A 15,362-nucleotide genomic window follows, 5' to 3' on the forward strand; every position below is an offset into this window, starting at 1 on the left:
GAGGCAGGATCAGTAGCTCATGCTGATCTGCCCCAGGAAGGTACGACCGCCCGAAGGGGTGGCACGGTTCGAGAACAGACTCTGATAATTCAGGCGATTTGCCAGATTGTACCCGTTCAGGGCGAGCTTCCAGTGCTTGCCGAGACGATGTGAAACGACAGCATCGAAATCGAGATTGGCCGGCACGCGCAGCGTATTGGTCGTGTTCAGCCAGACCTGCTGACGCCAGGTCATGCCGCCACCGAACGAGACGTTATAGGGAGTGTTCGGGAAAGCTTCGTACACAGACCACAGCGTTGCCTGATTATGCGGAACATACTGCACCTGCTTGCCCACGGCTGCTGCTGTATCGGAGGCCAGAGTGTCGCTGTCATACAAGGCGTAGGTAGCCGAGACATTCCACCCGCGCATGATCATGCCGCTGACAGAGAGTTCGAGGCCCTGATTGCGCTGCTTGTCGCTTGAGCCCAGCACCTGGCCCGTAACCGGGTCGGCATTGATGGCGTTGTTCTTTTCCAGACGGAACAGCGAGGCCGTAAAGCCCATACGGTCATGAAAGGCACTGTATTTCGCACCCACCTCATAGAGTGTGGCCTTTTCCGGGCTGGCGAAGGAGTTGGTGCCGGGGCGGATCGGCACCGAGCCATTGGTCACATACATTCCGCTAGGCGTGGTCGAGGTCGCCCAGGTGAAATAATAGGTCTGATGCTCGTCCGGCGTGCCGACAAGGCTGACATTGGGATTAAAGACGCTGCTGACCTGATGGTAATGGATGTCGGGGTTGGTCTTCACGTTACCGCCCGTCAGATTATAGCTGGTCTGCCAGCGATCCCAGCGGAAGCCGCCCTTTACCGACAGCCAGTTGGTCAGCCAGATCTGGTCATAGAAGAACAGGCCAGTGTCAAAGCCATAGCCATTGGAATGCGACTTGGCGCCCAGCGCACCGAGCGAGACCAGACCGGCGGGGTTCAGGTCGCCCGGTACCAGCTGCAGATTGCCGACATAGGGGTTCGGATTGACCAGAGAGGCATAGGGCTTGGCCTTGAGATAGGTCGATTGCGAGCGCACGTCATTGACGCGTTCAAGATCGAAGCCGGTCACGATCTGATGCTTCAGGAAGCCAGTGCGGAAATCGGCGACCATCGAGCCGACATTCTGAACCGACCAGCTTGTCTGCTGATAGGGCAGGGGCGCCATGGTGGTGCCCGGTCCCTTGCCATTGCCCGCGCCACTGGGGCCAGAGCGCGCTACGAGCGCTGAAGCCGGGTTGCCCAGGAAGTAATTATTGACGCAGGTCGCGTCGCAGGTCGCCTTCGAGGCTGCGAAGGTCCGGTAGAACTGGCCGCCACGCAGATCATCGTAGAATTTGATGTGGTCGTTGAGTTTGTAGGAGAAACGCGCCGTTTCCATATTGTCGTTGGTGGCGTTCTGGTCGTTGTTCGTGCCGTAGAAATTGGTCCGCCGAATACCGTATTCGGTAATCGGACCGCCAATCCTGGCGCCCGGCGGCGTGACGACAGGCACACCGAAGTCGGGGATCGAATTCTCCTGCTGATGCATATATTGCAGCACGAGCGTGGCGCGGTTGCCGAGCCCGAAAGCGATCGAAGGTGCGATGCCCCAGCGATGCGAATAGAGGAAATCGCGACCGACAATATTGTTCTCGTTGCCCATGCCGGTGATGCGAAGCGCCGTATGGTCGTCGAGCTTCTTGTTGACGTCGAGCACACCGCGATAATACGAGCCCGAACCGCCATTGAATTCAGCGCCATAATGATCGGTCAGGGTCGGTGTCTTGGTCACCATATTGATGGCGCCGCCTGTCGTGCCATTACCGAACACCTCGGATGACGGCCCCTTGATGACAGAGATCGTCTCAAGATTGAACGCATCGCGGCTATAGACGCCGAAATCGCGCAGACCGTCCTGGTAGATATCGTTCTGGGCCTGAAAGCCGCGGATCAGGAACTGGTCGCCATTCATGCCGCCCGCGCCTTCGCCAATTGAAGACGTCACGCCGGGCACGTTGCGCAGGGCTTCATCAACCGATTTCACGTTCTGCTGCTTCATCAGCATCTGCGGCACGATATTGATCTGCTGCGGCGTATGCAGCGCGTCCTGCGGCATGCGCGAAAGGCCGATCGGGTCTTTCAGCGTGTTGAAGCCGTTCCCTATGACCGTGATCTGTTCATCGGACTTGTCTCTGTTGCGTTTTTCTTCCTTGCGCTGGCGCTGGGGTTTCTTGTCGTTGCGGGCATCGACATCATCCGTGGCGGCATGGGTCTGAGTCGCGCCAAGAACGAGACCAGTCAGCATCGGAAGAAGAGACAGGGATTTGCGCGTAGGGGAACGCATGTGGCGCGATGCTCCGTGATGTTGCGAGAATTTCGCAACTCCTTACTGAAAGCGCGACTGAGTCTCAATTGATTTGTTGCGAAATGTGTTTGTAAATTTCACAAGTGTTAAAAATGAAACACTGGAATACTCCTTTCTGTCGCGCTGGTTCTCGTGTCTGCGAAAGAGAAATGGGCTGGCAGTGTCAAATAAATCTAAGCAAAAACAGGCTCGTAAGATCTGAAGCGCAGAGCGCGCTCGCCCGAGGGCATGTGGCACGCGCAGGCCGGGTTGTCCGGCACCACCTGGTTGGCCCTACAGCCAGGGCTCACGAAACAGTCTCTTGATCTGGGGGGCGTTTTGGGGAAGGTCGAGGGAACGCCGTCTCTGTGGCCCACCTGGCCGCAGAGAGAAAAATTCTGGTCGAAGGAGCGCGTTGATGACGTCTGAAAGCCATAGTTTCAGCAATGGGCGATACATGGCACGGGTCGCCGCCCTGGGGGCAGAGTTGTGCTCGTTATGCGATGAAACGGGGCGCGAACTGATCTGGAGTGGTGGTGCCTGGCCACGTCATTCGCCGGTACTCTTTCCGATCGTGGGTCGCCTGCTCGATAATCATGCCCTGATCGACGGGCTGGATTATACCCTCACCCAGCACGGTTTTGCGCGCGATCGTGTCTTTCGCTGGGTCGAGCGGACGCCGACCGGCTGCGTTCTGGTGCTCGAAGACGACCCAACCAGCCGCGCCCTGTTCCCCTTCGCATTCAGACTGACGCTCAGCTACAGCCTCGATGATGAGGGGCTGCATCTGCGCTACGATCTGGCAAATCCTGACAGTCTAAGCGTGCTTCATGCCTCTCTTGGCGCGCATCCGGCTTTTGTCTGGCCTTTCCAGCCCGATACGCAAAAGACAGACTATGTCATCGATTTCGAGGCGCCCGAGCCTGAATCGCTGGCCGTTCTGTCCGAAGGCCTTATCGCGGAAGGGGAGCGGCCAAGCCCGGTCAGTGGCACAAGAATCCAGCTTGATGACAGCCTGTTTGAAAATGATGCGCTGATTTTCATGAATCCAGCCAGCCGCAGCCTGCGTTTTCATGCAGATAAAGGCGAAGCGCTCGTCTTTTCCTGGCACGGTTTCGAGCAGCTTGGCCTGTGGATGAAGCCGGGCTCGGATTTTCTGTGCATCGAGCCCTGGCAGGGCTATGCCAGCCCTGTCGATTTCGAAGGGCCCTTCGAGCAGAAACCAGGTCTGCTGCATCTGCAACCCGGTGCACAGTGGTGCGCGGGCTGGTCGGTGCGTCTCGGTGACTGACCGCACGCAGTGACGGCGCGTGTCATCATAACATCCCTTGCATGATCGGTCGGGTGGTGGAACGTTCAGGCCCTTCGCCCCCTGATCCCGATCCGAGGTTTCATGATCCGACGCTCGCTCTGTGCCGTTTCGACGCTTTTTACGGTCACACTTGTCACATCTTTTTCCGGGCAGGCCCTTGCCTGGGGGCCCTATGGCCACGCCATTGTCGCTGATATCGCGCAAAGCCGCCTGACGCCTCAGGCGACGAGCGAGGTCACGCGACTTCTGGCCCTGGAAAACCACCAGACACTCGATCAGGTGGCCTCATGGCCCGATACGATCGGCCATGTGCCCAAGGAGAAGGGCGGCCTGCCCCAGACCCTGCCCTGGCACTATGTCGATACCGACGCGAAATTTGCGACCTATGACATGGCACGTGATTGCGGCAACGATATCTGCGTCACCGAAAAACTGCCCGAGATGGAAAAAATCCTGGCCGATCCCAAGGCGGCACCGGCCGATCGTCTGGTCGCCCTGAAATGGATCGTGCATCTCGCTGGCGATCTGCATCAGCCTCTTCACGCCGCCGAGCGCGATCACGACAAGGGCGGCAACATGGTGAAGGTCTCGTATTTCGGCCAGGATCGTGACGGGCATGAAAACCTGCACTCACTCTGGGACGAAGGCATCATGGATCACGAGCGTCATCTCGTGGTGGGGCCGCATTATTCCATAGATTTCACTAGGGCGCGTGAAGAAGCCGATCGTCTGAACGCCCAGATCACGCCGGGCCAGGCTGCGTTCTGGACCGGCGATTTCTCGGCGGGAACGGTGCATGACTCGGTTGTGAAATGGACCGATGAAAGCCATGCCCTGGCCCGTGATGTTGCTTATGGCGCCCTGCCCGCAGGCAGGAAGAAAGACCTCGGCGAGGCCTATACGGCCATCGCCTTTCCGGTGATCGAAACCCGTCTGCAGCAGGCAGGTGTACGTCTGGCAGACCTGATCAACACGGCCTTTCCGACCCCCTGATGGATCGGGCTAGGGGCGTTGTCAGGCAACGCCCCGTTTGCCGGATCAGAGCTGGCCGAAGATCTGCTGATAGAAAGTCAGTTCTCTGGCAAAGCTGTCCTTCAGGGTCTGTTCCTGACGAAAGCCATGGCCCTCGCCTTCATAGACATGCAGTTCAGAGTGCCTGCCCAGTGCCAGCAGGCCGTCATGCATGGCCTGCGCCTGTGCCAGAGGGACGACCTTGTCGAGATCGCCATGCAGGAACAGAACAGGTGCCGTGATTTCCGAGACATGGGTAAGGGGCGAACGCGCCAGATACAGCGCTTCCTGCTCGGGATAGGGACCAATCAGCCGATCGAGATAGCGGGATTCGAACTTGTGCGTATCCCCGGCCAAAGCGCGCAGATCGGCCACGCCATAAAGCGAGCACCCGGCGGCGAAGACATCGGATGACGCCAGCGCCGTCAGCACCGTAAGACCGCCCGCGCTGCTGCCCCGAATGACGCAGCGCTCCGGGTCGGCAAGACCCTGTGCGATGACATGACGCACGGCAGCGATGCAATCCTGCACATCGACGATGCCCCATTGACCTTCAAGCGCCTCGCGATAGGCGCGGCCGAACCCGGTCGAGCCTCGATAATTGACGTCCAGCACGGCAAAGCCACGGCTCGTCCACCATTGCACCTTGAAAGAGAAAGCGGCGTTGGCGCGTGCCGTCGGGCCGCCATGGGCCATCACGACGAGTGGCGGACGCTCCTTTGTCGCAAGCCTGTGGTGACGATTGGCTGGTGCATAATAAAGCGCGTGGGCGGTCTGGCCTCCTGCTGACGGGAAGGCAAGCGCGACAGGCGCCGCGCAGTCGCTTGCATCTATCCCATCGGGGAAGGTGAAGGCCTGTCTGATCCGGTTGGTATCTTGGCCAATGACGATGGCCGGGGGAGCATCTGGCGGCGTATCGATCCAGGCGAGTGTGCCATCGAACGGTACGGGACTCTGGGCAGCATTGCGTTCAGGCTGGTCAGTCCACACGCCGTTTTCCAGAATACCGATTCGGCTGACGCCCTCGGTCACGATCTGCGCCATGAGGCGTCCATCGGCCAGAGGGACCAGACTGCGCTGACCGAACACCCAATGAGGAAATCCGGTTTCTCCCTTCGGGTCGGGTAGCCATTCCGGAGCCTGTTGGGGGTCGATGGAAAACCGGCAGGGTCGCCAGGAGCCGTCTGCATCGCTGCTGGCGAGCAGCGTGCGGGCGCTTTCCCAGACAGGATCGACCACGCTGCATCGCATGGCTGCGCCGCAAACAGCCCGATGAGTGCCAGAATCCGGCACGCCGTCATGCCAGCTGAGCGGTGCTATCGAGAGTGTCGTAGCATCCCAGGGCATGTCCGGGTGAGACCAGGAGATCCAGGCCAGATGGGCATCGTCTGGTGCGGGGCGAGGGGCCGCATAGAAATCATCGCCTTCGATCAGGACTTTCTCGGTCTGACGGTCCAGCCAGACAACGGCAGCCTTTGCATCGCCCGGCTCGCGAGAATCTTCACGCACGCAGAACACGCCGCGTTCTGCTGCGTCAAAGGCAAACTCGGCATAGGTGCAGCCTGTGCTGGCAGCGAGGCTGACCAGGGTACCGTCGGTTTCCCTGAGCCAGACCGCGCCGGTCTTGCGATCGCTGAATACCACGCGCTGCGTTGGCGACACACAATAGGCCCCTCCGCCATATTCATGCACGCGTGAACCCACATCATGGGTTGGTGGTAATAAATCCTGAGGCGTTCCGTTGCGTTCAACGCTGACAAGGGCCATGCGCCCCCCTTCCTGCGGTCGCCCTTCGAGCCAGTACAGCCTGTCTCCGGCGGCCTGAAGCTCGGCAAGGGAGACGCTGCGGCCCGCCACAAGGTCTGGTGAGACCCATGAGGGCCAGGAACCGGAAGGGATCGGAGATGGATTCGTCATAGGATTCAAGATAATCCGACAGAAACCATCTGACGAGTTTTCCTGGGAGCGGCTTTCAGGCATCAAGTCGGACTCTTTATCGCCAAGCCCACCAAGGATAAGAGCCCTGCTGCATTTTCTGGAACATCTGCTGAAGGAGTACGGCTACGGCATTGTTGGCGTGGTTGTCATGCTGGAAAGCATGGGTCTGCCCCTGCCCGCCGAAAGCCTGATCATCGGGGCAGCGCTCTATGCGGCCACGACCCATCATCTCGAGATACGCTGGGTGGTTGTCGCGGCTGTGACCGGCGCTATCATGGGCGATAATTTCGGCTATCTGATCGGGCGTTCCGTCGGTTTCAAGCTGCTTCAGAAACATGGCGGCAAGGTTGGGCTGACCCATGAGCGCCTGCTTCTGGGGCGGTATCTGTTCAAGCGTCATGGCGGGACGGTCGTTTTCGTCGGTCGTTTCGTCGCCATTCTGCGCGTCTTCGTGGCCTTGCTGGCCGGGGCAAATCACATGCCCTGGAAATCCTTCCTCTGGCATAATGCGCTCGGTGGCGTAGTCTGGGCGGGTGGCTATGCGGTAGCGACCTATTTTCTTGGCAAGGAAATCTTCAGCCTTTCCGGCCCCCTTGCCATCGGTATCGGGTCTCTGGTCGTGCTGTTCCTTGGGGTCAGCCTCTATTTCCTCAAGAAAAATGAAAAGCGGCTGACGGATGAGGCTCTGAAAGAGGCCAAGGCCGAGGCTCCGGCTGAAAAGGATGCGACATGAGCGAGACAGTCTATCCATCCAGCCAGGGGCAAACGGCCATCGTCACCGGCGCAACTGGTGGTCTGGGTCTTGCTACTTCTATCGGTCTGGCGCGCAACGGGGCGGAAGTGATCGTGACCGGTCGCAACGCCGAAAAGGGGCGCGAGGCCCTTGCCACGATCGCAAGGACCGTACCCGGTGCGAAACTGCGTTTCGAGGGGCTCGATCTGGCGTCCCTCGCCTCCATCGCGCGCTTTGCCGAGCGCATGAATGGCCAGCCCGTGCATGTTCTGGTCAATAATGCCGGCGTCATGGCGCCGCCGCAGCGTCGCAGCACCCAGGACGGGTTCGAACTGCAATTCGGGACAAATCATCTGGGGCATTTCGCCCTGACCGGCCGGCTTCTGCCATCGCTGATTGCCGGTGAGGCGCGTATCGTTACGGTTGCCTCTCTCGCCGCCTGGAAAGGCGAGATACCGCTCGATGATCTGAACGCTACCGAAAGCTACCGGCGTTTTGCCCGCTACCGTCAGAGCAAGCTCGCCAATCTCCTGTTCAGTCTGGAACTCGACCGCCGAGCCAGAGCGGCAGGTGCCCCTCTCCATGTGCGTGCCGCGCATCCCGGCTGGTCGACCAGTTCCATCATCACCAATAGTGCGGCTCTGGATATCTCCCGGTCGCCTGCGAGCCGTGCCCTTGCCATGATCCAGGATCGTCTCGGGAATGTGTTGTTCCGCCTGATGGGGCAGGATGTGACAGCAGGTGCTGCACCGTTTGTCTATGCTGCGCTCTCTACAGCCGCACGGAATGGCGGTTATTACGGTCCACAAGGGGCCGGAGAGAGACGTGGACCGCCCGGTCCTGCCATGCTTCCCCCCTCCGCCATGGGGCTTTCCCTTGCTGAAAAGCTCTGGCAGGCTTCTGAAAACATGACCGGTGTACGGTTTGAGTGGGAGAGAGTTCGATGAGCATGACCCTATCCGTTTTCAAGGAAAGCCTCGAAGACGGTATTCCGCCCCAGGGCCTCTCTCCCGCTTTGCTCGCCCTGTGGTGGGGAGGCCGCTCTGACTGGCCCGCCGCCCATGAAATCGTGCAGGCGAACGAGCAGGACCCTGAATGCAACTGGGTTCATGCCTGGCTGCACCGTGTGGAAGACGACGTCGACAACGCGCGCTACTGGTATCGCCGCGCAGGTCACGCCATGGGTCACGGCCCGGTTATGGATGAGTGGCAGACCATCGTGATCCGCCTGCTGAGCGGCTCCGGGTATTAAGCGGCCTGCAGGCTGCCCCGCCTCCGTTAGAGGCCAGTTTCTGAAAACTGATTGATCAAAAAGCGGGGATCAAAGGGGTGCGCCCCTTTGCGGGTTCAGGGCGGAGCCCTGAGTGCGGTCCTGCACGGGGCGCTGCCCCGTCCCCCGCCAAAGGACGGTCGTCCTTTGGAAACCTGATTTGACTCAAGCGGGGATTGAAGGGAGGCCCCTTCGCGGGTCCGGGGCAGAGCCCCGGAGAAGCGTTTCAGCCTTCCTGCTTGGGCAGGTTTTCAGCGATGTAAGGCGGCAGGTTGAACGCGCCAACATGGATTTCCGGCGTCCAGTAGCGTGTCGTGCCGAGAATGCCTGCAGCTTCGGCGCGCGCGCGGACATCTTCCACGCTCTGCTTGGTGGGGTTTACACCCTTGGCAGCAACGCCCAGCGTCATGAAGCCACCGACATAGGTCGGTACAGCGGCAACGTAAGCCGAGACATGTGGGAAGAAACTGGCGCGACGGGCACTGGTCTCACGCAGTTCGTCTGCCTGCATGAAGGGCACGCCGCACTGATTGACGATGAGACCCTGTGCCGAAAGGATACGGGCGCAATCCTTGTAGAAAGCGTCGGTAAAGAGCACTTCGCCCACGCCGATCGGATCGGTGGAGTCGACGATGATGACATCGAACGAACCGTCTTCGGCCTTGGCGACATAATCGATGCCGTCACCGACGATGACATCGGCGCGCGGGTCGTTCCAGGCATCGCCGGCGATGTTGGGCAGGTGCTGCTTCGAAAGCTCGATCACGGCGCCGTCGATCTCGACCATGACGGCCTTTTCGACGGTCTTGTGCTGCAGCACGCGACGCAGAACGCCGCCGTCACCGGCACCGATGATCAGCACGCGCTTGGCATCGGGATGCGTCAGCAGGGGTACATGCGTCAGCATTTCCTGATAGACGAATTCGTCACGCTCGGTGATCTGGATGACACCATCGAGCACGAGAACGCGGCCGTGGAAATCGCTTTCGAACACCACGATGTCCTGAAAGTCGCTCTTGACGCGTGCAAGTTCACGCGTGACGCGAAAGCGCTGGCCCCAGTCGGGGTACAGGGTTTCGTTGATCCAAGATTCAGACATTGCGCTGCCTTTCCCTCATGAAAAAAAGGCCGGGCTGCTCGCCCGGCCTTATCTGCATTTCACGCAGATCCTGACATCGGTCAGGCTACGTTGTCGATCTTCTCGCGACCGCGGCGCACCTCGTCAGCGACGACGCGACCGGCCTGGAACAGGCGCTGCATGACCGGAATCGTGAGATTCGGGTCGCAGGCACCGCACATGAACACGTCAACAGCGGCGAAATTGCGCTCGGGCCAGGTGTGGATCGAGATGTGGCTTTCAGCCAGAACGATCACGCCCGACACGCCACCATTCGGCGTGAAGTGATGGAAGTGGCTGTGCAGGATTGTTGCCCCTGCGGTAACCGCGGCTTCGCAAAGCGTTGCGTCGATTGACGCAGGGTCGTCCAGATTCTTGGCGTCCCAGAAATCAATCAGCAAATGATGACCGGCGAAGCGTTCACCATCACGCTCAATAAAGTAATCCTTGCACACCTCTTCATGAGATGTGTTCGATGCGACAGTCTGGTTATCTCTCGGGAGTCCCGATACCATCCCCAGTTGAGCAAGTGCGTTCATCACGTACCTCTAAACCAGCAGACAGCCTGTTGGGCAACATGCCCCCTTGGGCCAAGGCCGCGCAATTAAAGGTCATACCCCCCGGATGCAAGAAGTTTTTGCACCCGGTCATCGTATTTTCATCAAACAGTCAGATCTGACCCATCATCCGCGCACGATACGGAAGGCGCCGAAAAACTCGACGCTGACGATCAGGGGGGCACAAGCCTCGTCAAGGGCGGCAAAGGCTTCGGGGTGGTCGGTCTTGAACTCAAGATAATCCTGATAGGACGCCCATTCGTCGATCGCGATGTAGCGCCCGGTCTGCATCACGTCTGCGATGAGTTTGGTCCCTCTGAAAGAGGGCTCGTTGCGAAATAGCCGAGCCCATGGGCCTTCAGGCCCATAGGTCGATTCGAACGTCTCGATCTGACTCGGTACGACAGCGTAGCTTCGGACGATCTCGCAGCTCACCTCCGTCAGCCCTTCGTGGCGATCGATCTGTCCTTGGAGCCCAGATCGGCAAAGGCTTCTTCCAGACGATCGACGATGCTCTTTTCGCCGACGCGCAGCCATTTGCGCGGATCGTAGAACTTCTTGTATGGCGCGTCGGTCTCGGGGTCGATCTGATGCAGGAACGCCTTTGGGTGGTCGAGCACATATTTCCCGATGCCATTGGCGAAGGCGAACTGAACATCGGTGTCGATATTCATCTTGAAGACACCATAGGAGACGGCAGCGGTGATCTTGTCCTTCTCCGAACCCGAACCGCCATGAAAGACGAGAGCCAGCGGCTTGGGGCCGAGGCCGGTCTTCTCGGCGACATGCTCCTGCGAGTGAAGCAGGATCTCGGGACGAAGCTGCACATTGCCGGGCTTGTATACGCCGTGCACATTGCCGAATGACGCAGCAACCGTGACGTGACCGAGCGGTGAGAGGCGGTTCCAGGCAACCAGAACGTCTTCGGGCTGGGTGTAGAGATGGGCGTTGTCTTCATGATCTTCGAGATCATGACCAACGCCGTCTTCCTCGCCGCCGGTGACACCGAGTTCGATCTCGAGGCTGATCCCGAGCTTGGCCATGCGGGGCAGCAGGCGCGCGCATTCAGACAGATTGTCTTCCAGCGGTTCAGCCGAGAGGTCGAGCATATGCGACGAAAAGAGCGGCGGCCGGCCAGCGGCGACCTCTGCCTCGCTCAGATCGAGCAGCCCTTCCACCCAGGGGATGAGTTTGCGATCGGCGTGATCGGTGTGAAGAATGACGCAGATGCCATATTCCTTGGCGAGAAGATGCACGTGGCGTGCCATGGCTGCAGCACCCAGCACGCGTGCCTTGTGCTGGTCAGCCAGTCCTTCACCCGCATAGAAGCGGGCGCCGCCGTTGGAGCATTGAATGATGACATCCGAGTTGTTGCGGGCTGCGGCTTCGAGAACCGCATTGACGCTGTCGGTGCCGACAACATTGATGGCCGGCAGGGCATAACCGCCCTCCTTGCAGGCGTCGATCAGGGCGAGATAGTCATCACCTGTGACAACTCCCGGGGGCAGGGCTCGGCTGGGGCGCGACGCATTCGGGCTTGTAGGGGTCATAATGATCTCATGTCTCTGATAACGGGTCGTCACGGCTATTTTATCGCTATCTGACAAAGCCGTGCCTAGACCTTTCATGGACACATTGAAGTCATTCTCGTTGCAGAACCACAGGATTTACGCGGGTTTGATAGTTTACCCTTGCGCTGATCGACCCGTTCGGTCAGTTTGTCGCCTCTCTCCACGGGAATGATGCGACACATGTCCGACCCGCCGGATCGGGGCAGGATTAACGCAGAGAACAGGTGGGCCGTTTGAACAAGAAAGAAGAGATCTCCTTGCCGACGACGGAAGAGCGTCAGGAAGAGAGCGTCTCGTGCAATGCGAAGCGCCGCCAGATTCTGGATGGCGCCGAGGCAATCTTTCTCGAATCCGGCTATGAAGGGGCCTCGATGTCCCAGATTGCCTGTCGCGCCAAGGTGTCGAAGGGCACGCTTTATAATCACTTCGAAAACAAGGCGGCTCTTTTTGGCGCTGTCATCGAGGATCTGAGCCGAAGCAAGCTCGCGCCCGCCATCTGCCAGAGCCATCTCACCGCCATCACCTGTGCCGAGGCGTTTGCACAGCTTGCCGAGCGCTTCATCAGCATCTTGCTTCAGCCCGGCCCGCTGCGTCTGTATCGCATTATCGTGTCCGAAGCGCCGCATTTTCCTGATCTTGCCGATACGTTCTGGCGTTACGGTTTTGGCAGGACTCTGAGCACGATGACCCAGTGGATCGAGTTCTGGATCGAACGCGGGGCGATCCGGACCGATGATCCGGTTTTTGCTGCCGAGCAGTTCATGGCGCTTTGTCAGACCCGGCTCGTGCAGCGCAAGCGTTTTGAACTGCCTATCGATAGCAGTGAAGAACAGATCCGGTTCGTTGCCGGACGTATCGGCAAGGCGTTCGTCGCTATTTATGGAACCGAAGCCGAGCAGGGTGCGGCACGGCAGGCGTAGATCCCGGTTTCGTGGCGGCTATGGCGTTAAACGGGTCGCCGTTCTGGTTCTGGCGCGGGATGTGATTTTAAAAACGGCGTGGCAGTGTCTATAGCGGGCGTCATAACGTCCCGTCGTAAAGTGTCGCCCGATGAATTGGTTCCGTTTCCGGCTATTTGGACTTGCCGCCTGTCTGGGTTTGATCGCCTCGACCCGAAATGATGCCATGGCAGGCGCTGTGGTGCCTGTAGAGCAGGCCGAAGTGGTGGCCGTTCTGCCGCATGACCCGACCTCATTCACCGAAGGTCTCTTTTTTCAGGATGGCTCCCTGTTCGAGAGTACCGGGCGGGTCGGGCATTCCGTCATACGAAAGGTGGCGCTCGATACGGGCAAGGTTCTGGCAGAGAGTGTTCTGCCTGACGGCTATTTTGGTGAAGGTATCGTCACGTGGCGTGACCGGCTGATCAGCCTGACCTGGCGCAGCGGAAAGGGCTTTATCTGGAGCTACCCAGGTTTGGCGAGAATCGGGGGTTTTTCCTATCTCGGTGAAGGCTGGGGCCTGACTCATGACGACCGCACGCTCATCATGTCCGATGGAACGCCCTGCCTGAGGCGCCTTGACCCTGTGACACTTCATGTCCTGGCAAAGCTTTGTGTAACAGCGGGCGGTGTACCAGTAAGAAGACTGAATGAACTCGAATATATCCACGGTGAAATCTGGGCGAATATATGGATGACGCCGGAAATAGCTAGAATCGATCCCGTAACGGGTGAAGTGAAATCCTGGCTCGATCTCACTGCGCTGCAAGAAAACATTAACTCTTTCGATCCCGATGCTGTCGCCAACGGGATCGCTTTTGATCAAAAAAATGACAGGGTATTCGTTACTGGAAAATATTGGCCAAGATTATACCAGATAAAATTTCCTGACCGTAAGCACTGATTTTCTTTGTAATAGGCACTTCTTCGGTCTTGATTACATAGATGTGACCAGAAAACGCAGATAATGGTTTATCGGGCCACGAATAACGCTATGAGATGCTCTCGCCCCCCTTGTGGAGCAATTTGAACCTTTGAATTGAACGATAAGTCCTTGAAATGAACAAGGCACCGTTCATGATGGGATGGAGCGGCACGTGGCATATTCGGATCAAGATTGGCCCCAGGGTACGCAAACCCTTGGTCGTGGTCTTTCAATCATCCTGGCCGTCAAGGCCGGGGTCGACACACTTTCCGAATTGGCGCTCGAAATCGGGTGTACGCGCAGTACAACGCAACGCCTTACTGCGGCGCTGTTGCAGCAGGGCTGGCTGCGCCTGAAATCGACCGGCCGTTACGGATTGGGAGAGAAGCTGACCACACTGACAGCGCAGGCCCAGACGGCCTCGCCGCTTCTTGGTCTTGCCGCCCCCCTGCTGCAGAATCTCAACGAAACCACCGGCAAGATGGTCCATCTCGGCGTGCGCTCTGACAGCCATGTCATCTATCTCATGCGTCTTGAGGGTCGTCACCCGCTCGCCTTGCGCACGCGCACGGGCCAGCATGTTCCGCTTGCCCGCACGGGCACGGGGCGCGCCCTGATTCTCGATGAGAGCGAAAGCGACTGGGCGCGGTTCTACCGGGCGAGCTATCGCCACATGCCTGCCGGTCTGCCAAGCTGGATCAACCGCATGCGCTTCTACCGCGCCTCTGACTGCGTGTTCGATCTGGAAGATGACGAGATCGGCGTTCACTGTGTTGCCGCGCCCGTGCGCGATGCGACCGGAGCGATTGTCGCCTCGATCAGCGTGACGGAACGTGCCGGCGAGATGCCGCTCATGCGCATGAAGGCCCTGGCGCCCCAGATACGTCAGACCGCTTCGCAGCTTTCGGCAAAGCTGGGCTGGCACGAGCTGAGCGATGTCGCCGACTAGGGGGGCCGCCGGGAACGGGTTTTCAGGGCATCTGCGACCTGATTGCGTGGGCCCCGCAGGGCGTCGTTATACTGATGGCAGGCAGGTACCGAGCAATGGCGCGTCTCATGTCTGGACGCTGCGGGTGTCCGGATACGCCGCAGGATGTGCCCGGCCGGTTTTGCAGAGCTGATCGGGCCAGAGCTCTTTAGCGCGCCTCGTTCTTCTGGCAGAGAAGCTGGCCCGCGAATGAACATTCTCTGCAGCGCGGGCGCTTTCAGGGTATTCTGGGGCGTCTTGTAACCCTGTTAAGGCTGTTTCAACGCCCTTTCACCGGGAGGCGTTGGTTGGCGCTGTTTCAGTAATGGGATTGCAGGGACAGCATGACGAGCTGGCGCAACGCCGGGACAACCAGATATTGCAGCGCCAGCAGCACCGCCAGCGGGCTGAGATCGAGCATACCGAACTGAGGCAGGATCGACCGTACCGGGTTGAGAACGGGCTCGACGATCCGTCCGAGAAAGACGGCGACATTGTAAACGAAGCGGTTGCTGGGATCGAGAATTCTGAAACCCAGCAGCATGCTCATGACGCAATAAAGGACCAGTGCCCAGGTGAAGACCTGGATCAGCATCATGATGATTTTGTAGAGGGTAAGGATCAGCACGTCTGGTCTCTCTGCAGGAAGGCAAGGCATTTCTTCTAAC

15 protein-coding genes are annotated in these 15,362 nt (G+C 59.0%); 8 read left to right on the forward strand and 7 right to left on the reverse strand.

What is annotated here, in order from left to right; genetic code table 11:
• Positions 1 to 9: 9 nt before the first annotated feature.
• The gene (locus tag IEV53_RS12625) at positions 10 to 2,355 is read right to left on the reverse strand and encodes a TonB-dependent receptor (RefSeq protein WP_188427185.1); all 2,346 of its coding nucleotides are present in this window, start codon (positions 2,353 to 2,355) and stop codon (positions 10 to 12) included.
• Between the two features lie 418 nt (positions 2,356 to 2,773).
• Here IEV53_RS12625 and IEV53_RS12630 point away from each other — a divergent pair, with 418 nt between their 5' ends.
• Positions 2,774 to 3,646 carry an aldose 1-epimerase family protein gene (locus IEV53_RS12630; protein ID WP_188427186.1) on the forward strand — a complete coding sequence of 291 codons (873 nt, stop codon included), beginning with the start codon at positions 2,774 to 2,776 and terminating at the stop codon, positions 3,644 to 3,646.
• 102 nt (positions 3,647 to 3,748) lie between these two features.
• Positions 3,749 to 4,660, forward strand: coding sequence for a S1/P1 nuclease (locus IEV53_RS12635; RefSeq protein WP_188427187.1), 912 nt, complete (start codon positions 3,749 to 3,751; stop codon positions 4,658 to 4,660).
• Positions 4,661 to 4,705: 45 nt separating this feature from the next.
• Here IEV53_RS12635 and IEV53_RS12640 read toward each other — a convergent pair whose 3' ends face one another.
• Positions 4,706 to 6,595 carry an alpha/beta hydrolase family protein gene (locus IEV53_RS12640; RefSeq protein WP_188427188.1) on the reverse strand — a complete coding sequence of 630 codons (1,890 nt, stop codon included), beginning with the start codon at positions 6,593 to 6,595 and terminating at the stop codon, positions 4,706 to 4,708.
• A gap of 169 nt (positions 6,596 to 6,764) precedes the next feature.
• On the opposite strand from IEV53_RS12640, the gene IEV53_RS12645 reads away from it, so the two are divergent.
• Genes IEV53_RS12645 through IEV53_RS12655 form a run of 3 tightly spaced genes read left to right on the forward strand, consistent with a single transcriptional unit; the run spans position 6,765 to position 8,601 of the window.
• Positions 6,765 to 7,349: a DedA family protein gene (locus IEV53_RS12645; RefSeq protein WP_188427189.1), complete on the forward strand. Its 585-nt coding sequence runs from the start codon at positions 6,765 to 6,767 to the stop codon at positions 7,347 to 7,349.
• The gene (locus IEV53_RS12650; RefSeq protein WP_188427190.1) at positions 7,346 to 8,296 is read left to right on the forward strand and encodes an SDR family oxidoreductase; all 951 of its coding nucleotides are present in this window, start codon (positions 7,346 to 7,348) and stop codon (positions 8,294 to 8,296) included. The genes IEV53_RS12645 and IEV53_RS12650 overlap by 4 nt, the downstream gene beginning before the upstream one ends.
• Before the next feature lie 2 nt (positions 8,297 to 8,298).
• The gene (locus IEV53_RS12655; RefSeq protein ID WP_188427191.1) at positions 8,299 to 8,601 is read left to right on the forward strand and encodes a hypothetical protein; all 303 of its coding nucleotides are present in this window, start codon (positions 8,299 to 8,301) and stop codon (positions 8,599 to 8,601) included.
• 244 nt (positions 8,602 to 8,845) lie between these two features.
• Here IEV53_RS12655 and speE read toward each other — a convergent pair whose 3' ends face one another.
• The 4 genes from speE to fbaA form a co-directional block, all read right to left on the reverse strand.
• Entirely contained in the window at positions 8,846 to 9,718 is an 873-nt protein-coding gene (gene speE / locus IEV53_RS12660; protein WP_188427192.1) for a polyamine aminopropyltransferase, read from the reverse strand.
• Between the two features lie 80 nt (positions 9,719 to 9,798).
• Positions 9,799 to 10,275, reverse strand: a complete 477-nt coding sequence (gene speD, locus IEV53_RS12665) for an adenosylmethionine decarboxylase (protein ID WP_025841063.1) — start codon at positions 10,273 to 10,275, stop codon at positions 9,799 to 9,801.
• Positions 10,276 to 10,419: 144 nt separating this feature from the next.
• Positions 10,420 to 10,728 (reverse strand): hypothetical protein, encoded by a 309-nt coding sequence (locus IEV53_RS12670; RefSeq protein WP_188427193.1) that lies wholly within the window; start codon positions 10,726 to 10,728, stop codon positions 10,420 to 10,422.
• Positions 10,729 to 10,733: 5 nt separating this feature from the next.
• Positions 10,734 to 11,843, reverse strand: a complete 1,110-nt coding sequence (gene fbaA / locus IEV53_RS12675; RefSeq protein WP_188427194.1) for a class II fructose-bisphosphate aldolase — start codon at positions 11,841 to 11,843, stop codon at positions 10,734 to 10,736.
• 254 nt (positions 11,844 to 12,097) lie between these two features.
• Between fbaA and IEV53_RS12680 the strand changes: the two genes are divergently transcribed.
• The 3 genes from IEV53_RS12680 to IEV53_RS12690 all read left to right on the forward strand — a co-directional run bounded on the left by IEV53_RS12680 (position 12,098) and on the right by IEV53_RS12690 (position 14,676).
• Positions 12,098 to 12,784, forward strand: a complete 687-nt coding sequence (locus IEV53_RS12680; protein WP_188427195.1) for a TetR/AcrR family transcriptional regulator — start codon at positions 12,098 to 12,100, stop codon at positions 12,782 to 12,784.
• 130 nt (positions 12,785 to 12,914) lie between these two features.
• Entirely contained in the window at positions 12,915 to 13,706 is a 792-nt protein-coding gene (locus tag IEV53_RS12685) for a glutaminyl-peptide cyclotransferase (protein WP_188427196.1), read from the forward strand.
• A 193-nt stretch (positions 13,707 to 13,899) separates the two neighbouring features.
• On the forward strand, positions 13,900 to 14,676 hold the full coding sequence (locus tag IEV53_RS12690; RefSeq protein WP_188427197.1) for an IclR family transcriptional regulator: 777 nt from the start codon (positions 13,900 to 13,902) through the stop codon (positions 14,674 to 14,676).
• Positions 14,677 to 15,013: 337 nt separating this feature from the next.
• On the opposite strand, the gene IEV53_RS12695 is transcribed toward IEV53_RS12690, so the two are convergent.
• Positions 15,014 to 15,322: a YggT family protein gene (locus IEV53_RS12695; protein WP_229719876.1), complete on the reverse strand. Its 309-nt coding sequence runs from the start codon at positions 15,320 to 15,322 to the stop codon at positions 15,014 to 15,016.
• Positions 15,323 to 15,362: the final 40 nt, after the last annotated feature.

The sequence above is a fragment of the Asaia siamensis genome, assembly GCF_014635085.1.
GTDB lineage: Bacteria > Pseudomonadota > Alphaproteobacteria > Acetobacterales > Acetobacteraceae > Asaia > Asaia siamensis.

Bases quoted from the DNA above. Each gene is read 5' to 3' on its own strand.
- IEV53_RS12685 (WP_188427196.1), top strand. From the start codon at position 12,915: ATGAATTGGTTCCGTTTCCGGCTATTTGGACTTGCCGCCTGTCTGGGT.
- IEV53_RS12640 (WP_188427188.1), bottom strand. From the start codon at position 6,595: ATGACGAATCCATCTCCGATCCCTTCCGGTTCCTGGCCCTCATGGGTC.
- fbaA (WP_188427194.1), bottom strand. From the start codon at position 11,843: ATGACCCCTACAAGCCCGAATGCGTCGCGCCCCAGCCGAGCCCTGCCC.
- IEV53_RS12650 (WP_188427190.1), top strand. From the start codon at position 7,346: ATGAGCGAGACAGTCTATCCATCCAGCCAGGGGCAAACGGCCATCGTC.
- speE (WP_188427192.1), bottom strand. From the start codon at position 9,718: ATGTCTGAATCTTGGATCAACGAAACCCTGTACCCCGACTGGGGCCAG.
- speD (WP_025841063.1), bottom strand. From the start codon at position 10,275: ATGAACGCACTTGCTCAACTGGGGATGGTATCGGGACTCCCGAGAGAT.
- IEV53_RS12655 (WP_188427191.1), top strand. From the start codon at position 8,299: ATGACCCTATCCGTTTTCAAGGAAAGCCTCGAAGACGGTATTCCGCCC.
- IEV53_RS12635 (WP_188427187.1), top strand. From the start codon at position 3,749: ATGATCCGACGCTCGCTCTGTGCCGTTTCGACGCTTTTTACGGTCACA.
- IEV53_RS12645 (WP_188427189.1), top strand. From the start codon at position 6,765: ATGCTGGAAAGCATGGGTCTGCCCCTGCCCGCCGAAAGCCTGATCATC.
- IEV53_RS12630 (WP_188427186.1), top strand. From the start codon at position 2,774: ATGACGTCTGAAAGCCATAGTTTCAGCAATGGGCGATACATGGCACGG.
- IEV53_RS12625 (WP_188427185.1), bottom strand. From the start codon at position 2,355: ATGCGTTCCCCTACGCGCAAATCCCTGTCTCTTCTTCCGATGCTGACT.